Genomic DNA, 12,283 nt, shown 5'->3' on the forward strand with positions numbered 1-12,283 from the left:
GTCAGCCGGTGGGGTCGACGTCGAGGCGCACGGCGATCCCGCGCAGGCAGTCGTCCGGCGCCGGGTAGCGGTCCATCACCAGGGGGTCGTGGCCCGGCACCACGCGCCGGTCGCTGCCGGCGAGCCGGCGCAGCGTGCGGTAGCCCTCGAGCAGCGCGGTGACGTCCTGCACGATGACGAAGGCGCGGTCCGTCTCGAAGTGCTCGTAGAAGTGGGTGGCGTCCGAGGCGAGGACCACCGGGCCGCGCGCCGTCATCACGCGGACCACCTGGAGCCCCATGGAGTGACCGCCGATGTGGTGGACGGTGATGCCGGGGGCCACCTCGTCGACGGGGTCGCGGAAGACGACGCGGCCCTCGTAGAGCCGCTCCACCATGGCGGTGACGTGCTGCACGTCGAAGGGCATGCGCAGGAGGGCGTGGGTCATGGAGCGGCCGGTGGCGTAGGCCATCTCCTGGTCCTGGATGTGGAAGCGCGCGCGCGGGAAGCGCTCGATGTTGCCCGCATGGTCGTAGTGCAGGTGGGTGATGATGACGTCCTCGACCGCCGTGGCGTCGACGCCGAGGCGGGCCAGCGCGTCCGGCACCTCGAGTTCGAGGGGTCGGCCCCGCCGCTCGGCCGACTTCGGACCGTAGCCGGTGTCGACGACGACGGTGCGCGCCGCGTTGCGCACCACCCAGACGTAGTAGTTGAGCGGCATCGGCGCGTCATGCGGGTCGCCGCCCAGGAAGTTCTGGGTGCGCGGGCGGTCGACGCGGGCGTAGCGGACCGCGAACACCTCGTAGACGTCGTCGCTCATGGGGCCTCCGGGCTGACGTGACGCAGCGCCTCCATGAAGTGGGGGCGGAAGCGGTCGGGGTCCTCGATCATCGGGAAGTGGCCGAGGTTGTCCATGACGCGGAAGTGGACGCGCTCCGCGCCGATCGCCTCGACCAGCGCGCGCGTGCTCTCGGGTGAAGCGGAGTAGTCGTAGGCGCCGGTCAAGAGCGCAACGGGCCGGCCGCACCGCGCGACGCCGTCCGCGACGGCCGCGCCGTCGTACTCATCGCTGTAGTAGGCGAGGTCGCCCTCGTAGATGCCGGGGCGCGCCTGGGCGTAGATCGCGCACGCCTCGTCGCGGCGCACCTGCGGCGCGGTGGGGGACAGCAGCGCGCGGACGTAGGACGGGTTGTGCCGCGCGCCGGCGACGCACGCATGCGACAGGAGCGGGCTGCGACGGCCGGGCGCGCGCAGGGGCGCCTCCAGTGCGACGACGCCGGACACGAGGTCCGGCCGGCGCGCCGCCAGGGTCAGCGCCATGGCCGCGCCCATGGAGCAGCCGACCACGGTGGCCGGGGCGTCGAGCGCCTCGAGCACGGCGACGCACCAGGCGAGGTACTCCGCCTCGGCGAGGATGTAGGGCTCGGGGGCCTCCGAGCCGTCCGTCCCGCTGGAACTGCCGTGCCACGGCAGGTCGAAGGCGACCATGCGGTAGCGCGACTGCAAGGCGCGGTCGGCGAGCTGGTGGCGGTACTGCCGCGCGTCCGCCCCCGCGGTATGGAGGAGGACGAGCGGTGCGCCCCTCCCGGCCTCCAGCCACGCGATGCGGGCGCGGGTCGGGCGTCCGTCGACCATCGCGGCCATCGCGGCGGAGCGGCCAACGATTGAGTCGTCGTCGCGCGTGAACGCGGACGGCGGCTCGGGGACCGGGTCGCGGGCGAGCTCGAAGATGCGCTCCAGCGCGGCGAGCGCCTGCGCCTCGAGGAGCGGGTCCGCGTCGACGGCGACGTCCCCGTTCAGCCGGCGTACCGCGCCGTAGGACTGCGAGCCAGGCGGAGGCATGGTGGACAGGATCGCCTCGAACGCCGCAGCTGGGCCGCGCACGGCGATCGCCGGCGTACCCGGCGGCACGGTCGCGACCAGGGCCGGAGCCTCCGACAGGCGCAGCGCGGCCATCCCGTCACCGACCTCGACGACCAACACAGCGTCGAGCCCGCGCGCGCAGGCCGCGAGCACCGGGTCGCTCGCAGCGCGTGCCAGCCACGCCGCAACGGTGGGCGCCTCGCGCGCGGCCAACGCGGTCACGCACCGCCCCCGCGCGCGGCGAGGTGGCGGATGATCTCGGTGTGGTCGGCGCCCGTGCCGAGGCTCGTCGAGGCGTCCCGCCACAGCGCGCGCATCGCCGACAGGGTCGGTGCCTCGCAGCCGAGCTCGCCGGCGAGCTGGTCGGCGAAGCCGACATCCTTGGCCATCAGCGCCATGGCGAAGCCGGAGCCGAAGTCCTCGTTCAGGATGAACTGCGCCAGCTTGTTCTCGGTCGCGTTGTTGCGGCCGGTCGAGGCGTTGAGCACGTCGACGACCACCGCGGGGTCGAGGCCGAAGCGCCGGCCGACGAGGACCGCCTCGCACGCCGCGGCGAGGCCCGCGGAGGACACGAAGTTGTTGAGCGCCTTCAGCGCGTGGCCCGAGCCGAGCGGGCCGGTGCGGTAGACCGTGCCCATCGCCGACAGCAGCGGCTGGGCGCGGTCCAGCGCCGCCGCGTCGTCGCCGCCGAGCATGATCGCGAGGCTGCCGGCGACGGCCCGCTTGACGCCGCCCGACACCGGAGCGTCCACGAGCGCGATCTGCCGTGCGCCGAGCTCCTCTCCCAGCGCGCGGGTCGCGATCGGGTAGGACGAGCTCATGTCGACGACGAGGCTCCCCGGTGCGAGCGTCTCGGCGAGCCCGCCCTCGCCCATCACGACCTGCCGCACGACGGTGTGGTCGGCCACCATGGTGACGGCGACCTGCGCTCCGTCGCCGGCCTCCGCCGCGGAGCGCGCGGTGGTGGCGCCGACCTCCTCGGCGAGGCCTTCGGCCACCTCGGCGCGGATGTCGTGGAGTTTGAGCCGCGCGCCGCTGCCAGCGAGCCGGCGAACCATCGGTGCGCCCATGGCGCCGAGGCCGACGAAGGCGACGACCGGGCCGACGGGCTCGGCGCTACTCGCGGTCGATGTCATCGAGGACCTGCCGCGCGGTGCGGAAGCTGTCGATCATCGCCGGCACGCCACAGTAGACGCCGACCTGCAGCAGCACCTCCTTGATCTCGTCGCGGGTCAGCCCGTTGTTGATCGCGCCGCGCACGTGGGCTCCGAGCTCGTGGTTGCGCCCGAGCGCGGACAGCATGGCGAGGTTGATGATGGAGCGCGTGCGCCGGTCGAGCCCCTCGCGGCCCCAGAGCTCGCCCCAGCAGTAGGTGGTGACGATCTTCTGCAGGTCCTCGGTGAAGTCGTCGACGTTCGCCATCGCGCGGTCGACGTAGGCATCGCCCAGCGTCGCCCGGCGGATCGCCATGCCCCGCTCGTAGGTCTCGTCCTTGGTCTCGTCGATCATGCATCCCTCCGGTTTAGCTGGCGTCCGACCGCGCCGGCTCGCCTGCCATCGCAAGCGCGGCGGACGCCGCGGCGCGGTCCACGTGGCGTTCGGTGAGCCGCCGCGCCTCGTCCCCGTCGCGCCTCACGAGCGCCTCGACGATGGCGGTGATCTCCGCCTTGGTCTCGGCAAGCCGGCCGCTGCGCGACAGCGAGAGCCGGCGCAGCAGCGTGATGCGGTTGTTGAGCTGGGTGAGGAGCTGCGCCGCGACCCGGTTGCCGGCCCCCTCCACGAGGACGGCGTAGAACGCGTTCTTCGCCTGCAGCAGCCGCGAGGGGCTGTCGCCCTCGCCCAGCGCGGCGATGTCGTCGGCGACGCGGGCGAGCCGGGCGCGGTCGGCCTCATCGGCGTGCTGGGCGAACGCGGCCGCGACGAGGCCCTCGAGCACGCGGCGCACGGCGTAGATGTCCCTCGCGTCCCGCTCGGTGATGGTGGCGACGTGCGGCCCGCGGTGGGGGACGAGCTCCACCAAGGCCTCGGCAGCGAGCTGCTGCAGCGTCTCGCGCAGCAGGCTGCGGCTGACGTCGTAGCGCTCGCACAGCACGCGCTCGGAAAGCTTCTGGCCGGGCGCGTGGTCGCCCTGCAGGATCGCGGTCCGCAACGCCGCCGTGAGCTGTTCGCGCAGGAGGCTGACCTCGCGCTTGAGGCGCAGGTCCGGGCCGTCCCTTACAGCGTCGTCGTCCGCGTTCGCCGTCATTGCACCGCGCACGTCCCTCGAACTGCACCGCGCACGGCGCAACGCGTCAGCTTGTTGGATCGTCGGACGATCTGTCAATCGCTTGACGGCGTGGTGGCGCCCGCCGACACTGGAGCGAAGACGTCGGCGACAGCCGGCCGACAGGTTGCGGGAGGACGGTCATGACGAAGCTCACTGGAGTTCCACGCGGGACGCGGCGCGCGTTGATCACCCGGCGCACCGCGCTGGCCGGGACCGGCGCGGTGCTCGCCGCGCCGTTCGTCTCCCGCCTCGCCCGGGCGCAGTCCGCAGTGAATGTCGGCGTCATCCTGCCGCTGTCCGGGGCGAACGCACAGTTCGGCATCAACAGCCGCAACGGGATCGAGCTCGTCGCCGACGAGATCAACGAGGCGGGCGGGATCGAGGCGCTGGGCGGCGCGTCCGTCAACCTCGTCGTCGCCGACGCCACGTCGAACCCGACGCAGGCGGCGACGACGGCGCAGCGCCTCATCTCGCAGAACGAGGTCGTCGCGGTGCTCGGCGCCTTCGCCTCCTCGCTGACGCTCGCGATCTCCGAGGTCACCGAGCGGCGCGGCATCCCCATGCTGACGATGTCGTTCTCCGACGTCATCACCGACCGCGGCTTCCAGAACATCTTCCAGATCGTGCCCGTCGGCTCCAAGATCGGCCGCGCGACCTTCGACTACACCGTCGCCCTCGCCAAGCTGAACGGCGAGGCCCTCACGCGCATCGCCATCATGTACGAGGACACCGCCTACGGCACCTCCCAGTCCGCGGGGCTGCGCCAGGCGGCGCAGGACGCCGGCGTCGAGGTGGTGATGGACGAGGCCTACCCCCTCGGCATCACCGACGTCGCGCCGCTCATCAACCAGCTCCGCGCGTCCGGTGCGCAGGTGGTCTTCCCGGTCTCCTACCTCAACGACAGCTTGCTCATCGTGCGCACCATGCGCCAGCAGGGGCTGACGATCCCCGCCATCGGCGGCGCGGCGGGCTACGTGATCCCCGACTTCCGCGACGGGCTCGGCGAGCTCTCGGACGGCGTCCTGTCCATCACCCCGGCGAACTACGACCAGGCGCCTGAGCTCACCGAACGCTTCCGCGAGCGCTACGGCTACTTCATGGTCCACGAGGCGCTGGAGCACGCCGCCTGCATGGGCGTCTTGAAGCAGGCGCTGGAGGAGGCTGGCTCGGCCGAACCGCAGGCGGTGCGGGAGGCCATCGCGAGCGGCGTCTTCGCGGAGGGGTGGCCGTCCGTCATGTCCGGCGGCGTCGTCGAGTTCGACGAGATGGGGCGCAACCCCTACGCCGAGCCGCTGATGGTGCAGTGGCAGGAGGGCGAGCTCGTCACGGTGTACCCAGAGGCGTACGCCAAGGGCGAGGTCATCTGGACGCCCTCATCCTGACGGCGCTCGCGGGACCTCGCCGGTGAGCGAGACCGTGGCGCCGATCCTCCAGGCGCTCCTCGACGGCGTGATGATCGGCGGCGTCTACGCGGTGCTGTCGGTCGGCCTCAGCCTGGTGTTCGGCGTCATGGGCATCGTGAACTTCGCCCACGCCGAGTTCCTGATGGTCGGCATGTTCGTCGCCTACTTCGCCTGGGCGTACCTCGGGCTCGACCCGATGATCGGCGCGTTCGTCGCGCTGGCGCTGGTCTTCGTGGTGGGGATGGGGCTTCAGCGGGTCCTCATCCGGCCGATCCTCGGCGCGCCGGAGGTGGCGCAGATCTTCCTCACGGTCGGCCTGCTGTTCGCGATGGAGAACGGCGCGCTGCTCCTGTTCGGCGCGGACTACCGCTCGGTGGTGACGCCCTACCAGACGGACGCGCTCCTCGTGTGGTCGGCCGCACCGGCGGCGGAGATCGTCGATGCCACGCCGCGCATCCTCGTCGGCGTCGACAAGCTCCTCGCCTTCGCGATGGCGCTCCTCCTCGGCACCGCGGTGTGGGTCTTCATGCGCCACACGCGCACCGGGCGAGCGATGCGCGCCACCGCGCAGGACCTCATGGCCGCCAAGCTGATGGGGATCGACACGGACCGCATGCACCAGATCGCCTTCGGCCTCGGCGTCGGGGCCACGGCCTTCGGCGGCGCGGTGGTGCTCCCCTACATCTCCGCCTCGCCCACCATCGGCACGCAGTTCGTGGTGCTCATGTTCACCGCGGTCGTGCTCGGCGGCCTCGGCAGCGTCGCGGGTGCGGTCGTCGGCGGGCTCCTTGTGGGCATCATCCAATCGCTGTCGACGCTGGTGCTGCCCATCCAGCTGCAGAACCTCGTCCTGTTCGTCGTCTTCATCCTGGTGCTCGCGTTCCGCCCCGAGGGCATCGTCGCGCGGCGGAGGAGCTGAATGGAGCACGCTCGCCCGTCCCCGCTCCAGTGGGCGCTCCTCGCGGCGGGCCTTGCGCTCCTCGTCGCCGCGCCCCTCGGCCTGTCGCCGCAGAGCTACGAGGTGCGCGTCATGTGCCTCGTCCTCCTGTTCGCGACGATGGGCGTCGCCTGGAACTTCCTCGGCGGGCTCGCCAACCGCATCTCGCTCGGGCACGCGGCGTTCTTCGGCATCGGCGCCTACGCGTCGACCATCCTGCAGCGCTCGTTCGACCTGTCGCCATGGATCGGCATGGTCGTCGGGATGGTTCTCGCGGCAACCTTCGCGCTCCTCCTGTCGATCCCGACGTTCCGCCTGCGAGGGCACTACTTTGCGCTGGCGACGCTCGCTGCGGGCGAGGCCATGCGCGTCCTCGCCAACTCCTGGGCGAGCCTCACCGAGGGCCCGGTCGGCATCTCAGTCCCGTTCCGCCCGGAGGGGAGCCTGTGGATGATGCAGTTCAGCGACTTCCTGCCGTACTACTACCTGTTCCTCGTCGCCTTCGTCCTCGTCACAGCGCTGTTCTGGTGGGTCAAGGTCTCCGCGCTCGGCTACCGGCTACGCGCGGTGAAGGAGAACGAGGAGGCGGCTGAGGTCGTCGGCGTCGACACCTACAGGGCGAAGCTGATCGCGATCCTGATCTCCGCAGCGATCACCGCAGCGATGGGGACGTTCTACGCGCAGTTCCAGTTCTTCTTCGATCCGGACACCGTGTTCGGCGTCGCCTCGATCTCGGTCCGCATCGCGCTGATCGCGATCCTGGGAGGCGTCGCCACCGTGTTCGGCCCGCTGGTGGGCGCGGCGTTCATCATTCCGCTGGAGGAGCTCGCCAACACGTGGTTCGGCGGCGAGGCCGCGGGGCTGTCCGCGTTCGCCTACGGCGTCGTCCTCATCGTCATCATCCTCATCAACCCGCGCGGGCTGATCGCGCTCGGCCGGCAGGCGGTGCGCGCGGCACGCGGCGGCGGACGGACGGCGCCGGCGTGAGCGAGGCGCTGCTCGCGACCCAGGGCCTCACACGGACGTTCGGCGGGCTCGTCGCCGTCAGCGACGTGACGCTCACGGTGCAGTCGCGCGAGATCGTCGGGCTCATCGGGCCGAACGGCGCCGGCAAGACGACGCTGTTCAACCTCCTCGTCGGGCTTACCAAACCGACCCGCGGCACGGTGGAGCTGGAGGGGCGCTCCGTGGTCGGCCGCAAGCCCCACGCCATCGCCGCGCGGGGGATGACGAAGACGTTCCAGAACGTCGCGCTCTTCATGGACTCCAGCGTGCTCGACAACGTCGTCACCGGCGCGCTGCTGCGCCACCCGCTCGCCGAGGCCCGCCGCGCGGCGCACGCTGCGCTGGACCGCGTGGGCCTCGACGCAGTCGCGCACCGGCCGGCGGGCGACCTCTCCTTCCCCGAGCGCGCCCGCGTGGAGGTCGCCCGTGCGCTCGCGACGGAGCCCAAGATCCTCCTCCTCGACGAGGTGATGGCGGCGCTGACGCCCATGGAGATGGAGGGGGTCATCGCCCTCGTTCGCGACCTCAGGGAGCGCGAAGGCCTCACCTTCATCGTCGTCGAGCATCACATGAAGGCGGTGATGGCGCTGTGCGAGCGCATCCTGGTGCTGAACTTCGGCCAGCTCATCGCCGAGGGGACGCCCGCGGAGGTCTCCCGCAACGAGACCGTCATCGACGCCTACCTCGGCTCGGAGTTCCGCCGCGCGCTCCACGGGCCGGGCGCGGTCGCCGAGCCCGCTCCATGACGACGCCGCTGCTCGAGGTCGAGGGCCTGCGCGCGTCCTACGGCACAAGCTGGGTGCTGCACGGCATCGACCTTGCCATGGCACAGGGCGAGTTCGTCGCGGTCATCGGCGCCAACACGGCGGGCAAGAGCACGCTGCTGCGGGCGATCTCCGGCCTCGTGCCGCGGGTCGAGGGCCGCATCGCCTTCGAGGGCGAGGACCTGACGCGCCTCGCGCCGCACAGGATCGTCGAGCGCGGGATCGCCCACGTCCCCGAGGGGCGCCACGTGTTCCGCGAGATGACGGTGGAGGAGAACCTCGTCGTCGGCTCCCACGTGCGGTCGTCCGACGCGGTCGGCGAAAGGGTCGAGGAGATCTTCGGCCTGTTCCCGCGCCTGAAGGAGCGTCGCCGGCAGACGGCGGGCACGCTGTCGGGGGGCGAGCAGCAGATGCTCGCGGTGGGCCGTGGCCTGATGCTGAGGCCGCGCCTCCTCGTGCTCGACGAGCCGAGCCTCGGCCTCGCGCCCCAGATCGTCGAGGAGATGCACGGGCGGCTGCGCGAGATCCACGCGTCGGGCGTCTCGATCCTCCTCGTGGAGCAGAACGTAGCGTTGGCGCTGCAGACCGCCTCGCGCGCCTACGTCATCCAGTCCGGCGAGGTGGTGCTGGAGGGTCCGGCGCGCGAGCTCGCCGACGACGACCGCGTCCGCGAGGCCTACCTCGGCATCTGATGGTCAGACACGCCTGATGAGCGCGTCGAGGAGCACGACGCCCTCGCCATGCCGCCGCACCAGGAGCGGGTTCACCTCCGCCTCGGCGACGAAGGGCGAGGCGGCGAGCTGGGAGATGGCGGCGACGGCCTCGGCCAGTGCGTCGAGGTCGCCCTCCGGCCTACCGCGGAAGCCACGCAGCAAGGCGAAGCCGGCGACCTCGTCCAGCATCGCGCGTGCGGTCTCGACCGTGACCGGCGCCGGGCGGACCGCGGTGTCACGATAGATCTCCGTCGCGATCCCGCCCATGCCGACCGTCACGACGGGGCCGACGAGGGGGTCCCGCGTCAGCCCCACCAGCGCTTCGCCGACGCCCGAGCACATCTCCTGAACGAGGATGCCCGACAGGCGCATGCCAGGCCGGTGCCGCTCCGCCGTCTCCCGCATCTGCGCGATCGCCTGGATGAGCGCGGCATCATCCGCGATGCCGACCGCGATCGCCCCCGCCTCGGTCTTGTGCGGCAGGTCGGCCGAGACGAGCTTCGCGACGACCGGGAACGGGAACGGCAGCGCCCTCGGAAGGGCGCCGTCGGCCGGTAGGACGACGTGGGCCGGTCGCGGCACGCCGAGCGCCTCGAACACGGCGCCCGCCGCGACCTCGTCCATCGTGCCGGGCTCGGCGGTGGCGAGCAGCGCGGCCGCCGTGTCCGGCAGCGCGGCTCCCGCGCGTGCCGAAGATCGCGGAGGGCGTAGGAACAGCGCCACGGTCTCCGCGCACGTCTCGACCGTGGCGAAGCTAGGCACCCCGCCCGCCTCCAGCATGGCGAGGCTCTCGGGCGCGTGCGGCAGGGGGAAGGCCATCACCGGAGCGTCCCCATGCCGGCGCTCGGCGACGGCGTCCACGATGGGGCGCACCGCGAGCTCCGGGTCGAACTGCGCCGAGGAGCCGATGGCGACGAGGAGGAGGCCGGTCGCGGGGTCCGCCATGAGCGTCGACACCACGGACCGCATCGCCGCGTAGTTCGCGCCGGCGAGCGTCACGTCGATGAGCTTGCCGTGGCCGAGCGGGATGCCCTCGGCCGACAAGGCGGACCGTGCCGCTGCACCGGCGGACCCGATGGCGATGCCCCGCGCGGCGATCTGGTCGATCACCATGGCGCCGCCGCCGCCCGTGGTCGAGACGACCGTGACGGCCCGCGGCCGGCCCTCGGGGAGGCGTGCCGCCGCGAGCACCCGAGGCGCCTCGATCAGCGTCTCGAACGCCTCGACCTCGCGGATGCCGATCGCCCGCAGGAACGCGGAGGCCGCCTCCGACGAGCCCGTCAGCGCGCCGGTGTGGGAGACCGAGAGTGCCTGCCCCTCGTCCGACCGGCCGATCATGTAGGCGGCGACGGGCTTGCCGGCCTCGCGCGCCCGTGCGGCGAGGCCCTCCAGCGCGTCGGGGTCGCGGATCGTCTCCATGAAAAGAAGGATGCCGTCCGTGTCGACATCCTCCACCAGGAGCCGGCCGAGGTGGCCGATCCCCGCCGCCGCCTCGTTGCCCACCGAGACGAACGCCGAGAAGCCGATGCCGCGCGCTTGGCCCCGGGACAGGAGCGTGCCGATCACGCTGCCGCTCTGGGACAGCACCGCGAGGCGACCCTGGAGGAGGCGGTCGGCGCCGAACGCGGCGTTCGTGGTGCACGCGAAGCCGGCACGCGTGCCAACCACGCCCGTGGAGTTCGGCCCGATGAGGAGAAGGCCCGCCTCGCGCGCGATGGCGACCAGGCGCTCCTGCAGCGCCGCACCGTCCGGGCCCGCCTCGGCGAACCCGTCGGCGAGCACTGAGGCCACCACCACGCCGGCGCGCGCACAGTCCTCCAGCGCGGCGGCGACGTGCTCGGTCCCGACGAGGATGGTCGCGTGTTCGACCGGCTCGCCGATCCCCTCGACGCTCGCATGGGCCGGCAGGCCCATGACGGTCGACCGGCCAGGGTTGACCGGATGGATCGCCCCCGCGAACCCGTGCCTGCGCAGGAAGGTGAGCGGCCGGGCGGTCAGCTTTCCGGCGGTGGCCGAGGCGCCGACCAGGGCGACGGACCTCGGCGCGAGGAGCGCGCCGAGCCGGTTGGTGGACGTCACCGAACTGGGCAGCCGGCGCGGGCAGGGGACGACGCGCGTCTCACCGCGCGCCGACCCCGTGGGCGGTGTCGGCGTCGGCGGACCAAGCGGCGGGATCGAACCGCGCCGACCGCGGAGTCTCATCCATGGACCGGAGGCCCCGCGCCCACTTCTCCAGCCACCAACCGTAGGGCACCGGCCAGTTCTCGAATTTGTCCGTCACGCCGAGCTCCTCCGCGGCGTGGTGTGGCCAGAACGGATCGTAGAGCATCTGGCGACCCAACGCGACGAGGTCCGCCGCGCCCTCCTCGACCAGCGCCTCGGCCATCTGCGGCGAGCGGATGAGCCCGACGGCCTGGGTCATGACGCCGGCGTCGCGCCGCACGCGCCGGGCGAACGGCACCTGGTAGCCGGGCGCGCGGGCGATGCTGGAGTTGGTGGCGCCCGCCAGGCTGTTGCCGCCGGAGGAGCAGTCGACCACGTCGACGCCGGCTGCCCCGAGCGCGCCGGCGAGCACGATGGTGTCGTCGACCTCCCAGCCGCCCTCGATCCAGTCCGTCGACGAGACCCGGGCGAAGAGGGGAACCCCATCAGGGATCGCCGCGCGTACGGCTTCGGCGACCTCGAGCGGAAAGCGCATGCGGTTCTCGAGGCTGCCACCGTACTCGTCCGTCCGGCGGTTGGCGAGCGGGGAGAGGAAGCTCTGCAACAGGTAGCCGTGCGCCATGTGGAGCTCGATGACCTCGTAGCCCACCGCGAGCGCCCGCCGCGCGGCGGCCACGAACGCGTCGCGCAGGACGTCCATCCCGGCGCGGTCGAGCTTCCTCGGCGCGAGCCACCCGTCGGCGAATGGATGCTCGGACGGCCCGAGCGGCTCCCAGGACTGGTCGCCCCGTGCGAGGTTGTCGGCGGTGAGCGGACCGTTGCCCTCGAACGCACGCTGGGCGCTCGCCTTGCGGCCAGCGTGGGCAAGCTGAAGCGCAGGCACGGCACCGTAGGCCTTCAGCGAGCGGACGACGCGTCGGTGCCCCTCGGCCTGCGCCTCGTTCCACAGCCCGAGGCAGCCGTTGGTGATGCGCCCCTCGGGCGAGACCGCCGTCGCCTCGACGAACACGAGGCCCGCTCCGCCCATGGCGAACTTGCCGTAGTGCACAAGGTGGAAGTCGTCCGGCACGCCGTCCCGCGCGCTGTAGGTGCACATGGGCGAGACGACGACGCGGTTGGCGAGCGTTACCCCGCGGATGGCAAGGGGGGAGAACAGCGGCGAGGCGCCGTCGGTCGTTGGTGTGTCCATG

General features: G+C 72.4%; 12 protein-coding genes. 5 read left to right on the plus strand and 7 right to left on the minus strand.

The window, feature by feature from the left end; translation table 11 throughout:
• Position 1: 1 nt before the first annotated feature.
• The 5 genes from ACOOE8_RS05670 to ACOOE8_RS05690 are packed head-to-tail and all read right to left on the minus strand — an operon-like array spanning position 2 to position 4,087.
• Positions 2–799, minus strand: coding sequence for an N-acyl homoserine lactonase family protein (locus ACOOE8_RS05670; protein WP_420393873.1), 798 nt, complete (start codon positions 797–799; stop codon positions 2–4).
• Positions 796–2,064, minus strand: coding sequence for an alpha/beta fold hydrolase (locus tag ACOOE8_RS05675; protein WP_420393874.1), 1,269 nt, complete (start codon positions 2,062–2,064; stop codon positions 796–798). The genes ACOOE8_RS05670 and ACOOE8_RS05675 overlap by 4 nt, the downstream gene beginning before the upstream one ends.
• Positions 2,061–2,978: an NAD(P)-dependent oxidoreductase gene (locus ACOOE8_RS05680; protein WP_420393875.1), complete on the minus strand. Its 918-nt coding sequence runs from the start codon at positions 2,976–2,978 to the stop codon at positions 2,061–2,063. The genes ACOOE8_RS05675 and ACOOE8_RS05680 overlap by 4 nt, the downstream gene beginning before the upstream one ends.
• Positions 2,959–3,351 (minus strand): 4-carboxymuconolactone decarboxylase, encoded by a 393-nt coding sequence (pcaC, locus tag ACOOE8_RS05685; RefSeq protein ID WP_420393876.1) that lies wholly within the window; start codon positions 3,349–3,351, stop codon positions 2,959–2,961. The genes ACOOE8_RS05680 and pcaC overlap by 20 nt, the downstream gene beginning before the upstream one ends.
• Before the next feature lie 13 nt (positions 3,352–3,364).
• The gene (locus tag ACOOE8_RS05690) at positions 3,365–4,087 is read right to left on the minus strand and encodes a GntR family transcriptional regulator (RefSeq protein WP_420393877.1); all 723 of its coding nucleotides are present in this window, start codon (positions 4,085–4,087) and stop codon (positions 3,365–3,367) included.
• A 161-nt stretch (positions 4,088–4,248) separates the two neighbouring features.
• Here ACOOE8_RS05690 and ACOOE8_RS05695 point away from each other — a divergent pair, with 161 nt between their 5' ends.
• From ACOOE8_RS05695 to ACOOE8_RS05715, 5 genes are read left to right on the plus strand one after another with little or no spacing between them, the layout of a single operon-like run.
• Positions 4,249–5,490: an ABC transporter substrate-binding protein gene (locus ACOOE8_RS05695; protein WP_420393878.1), complete on the plus strand. Its 1,242-nt coding sequence runs from the start codon at positions 4,249–4,251 to the stop codon at positions 5,488–5,490.
• A 22-nt stretch (positions 5,491–5,512) separates the two neighbouring features.
• On the plus strand, positions 5,513–6,430 hold the full coding sequence (locus ACOOE8_RS05700) for a branched-chain amino acid ABC transporter permease (protein ID WP_420393879.1): 918 nt from the start codon (positions 5,513–5,515) through the stop codon (positions 6,428–6,430).
• Positions 6,431–7,435 carry a branched-chain amino acid ABC transporter permease gene (locus ACOOE8_RS05705; RefSeq protein WP_420393880.1) on the plus strand — a complete coding sequence of 335 codons (1,005 nt, stop codon included), beginning with the start codon at positions 6,431–6,433 and terminating at the stop codon, positions 7,433–7,435. It begins immediately after the preceding gene.
• Entirely contained in the window at positions 7,432–8,199 is a 768-nt protein-coding gene (locus tag ACOOE8_RS05710; protein WP_420393881.1) for an ABC transporter ATP-binding protein, read from the plus strand. Before ACOOE8_RS05705 ends, ACOOE8_RS05710 begins: the two co-directional genes overlap by 4 nt.
• A complete protein-coding gene (locus tag ACOOE8_RS05715) occupies positions 8,196–8,909 on the plus strand; it encodes an ABC transporter ATP-binding protein (RefSeq protein WP_420393882.1) in 714 nt (237 codons plus the stop codon). Before ACOOE8_RS05710 ends, ACOOE8_RS05715 begins: the two co-directional genes overlap by 4 nt.
• 3 nt (positions 8,910–8,912) lie before the next feature.
• On the opposite strand, the gene ACOOE8_RS05720 is transcribed toward ACOOE8_RS05715, so the two are convergent.
• Both ACOOE8_RS05720 and ACOOE8_RS05725 read right to left on the minus strand, forming a co-directional pair.
• Complete coding sequence (locus ACOOE8_RS05720) at positions 8,913–11,009, minus strand: acetate--CoA ligase family protein (RefSeq protein ID WP_420393883.1); 2,097 nt, start codon at positions 11,007–11,009, stop codon at positions 8,913–8,915.
• Between the two features lie 40 nt (positions 11,010–11,049).
• Positions 11,050–12,282, minus strand: a complete 1,233-nt coding sequence (locus tag ACOOE8_RS05725) for an NADH:flavin oxidoreductase/NADH oxidase (RefSeq protein WP_420393884.1) — start codon at positions 12,280–12,282, stop codon at positions 11,050–11,052.
• Between the last annotated feature and the right edge of the window lies 1 nt (position 12,283).

It is taken from the genome of Acuticoccus sp. (genome assembly GCF_965213555.1).
Taxonomy (GTDB): Bacteria; Pseudomonadota; Alphaproteobacteria; order Rhizobiales; family Amorphaceae; genus Acuticoccus.

Excerpts from the sequence above, each read along its gene's own strand:
- ACOOE8_RS05680 (WP_420393875.1), bottom strand. The coding sequence starts at position 2,978 with ATGACATCGACCGCGAGTAGCGCCGAGCCCGTCGGCCCGGTCGTCGCC.
- ACOOE8_RS05725 (WP_420393884.1), bottom strand. The coding sequence starts at position 12,282 with ATGGACACACCAACGACCGACGGCGCCTCGCCGCTGTTCTCCCCCCTT.
- pcaC (WP_420393876.1), bottom strand. The coding sequence starts at position 3,351 with ATGATCGACGAGACCAAGGACGAGACCTACGAGCGGGGCATGGCGATC.
- ACOOE8_RS05705 (WP_420393880.1), top strand. The coding sequence starts at position 6,431 with ATGGAGCACGCTCGCCCGTCCCCGCTCCAGTGGGCGCTCCTCGCGGCG.
- ACOOE8_RS05690 (WP_420393877.1), bottom strand. The coding sequence starts at position 4,087 with ATGACGGCGAACGCGGACGACGACGCTGTAAGGGACGGCCCGGACCTG.
- ACOOE8_RS05695 (WP_420393878.1), top strand. The coding sequence starts at position 4,249 with ATGACGAAGCTCACTGGAGTTCCACGCGGGACGCGGCGCGCGTTGATC.
- ACOOE8_RS05715 (WP_420393882.1), top strand. The coding sequence starts at position 8,196 with ATGACGACGCCGCTGCTCGAGGTCGAGGGCCTGCGCGCGTCCTACGGC.
- ACOOE8_RS05670 (WP_420393873.1), bottom strand. The coding sequence starts at position 799 with ATGAGCGACGACGTCTACGAGGTGTTCGCGGTCCGCTACGCCCGCGTC.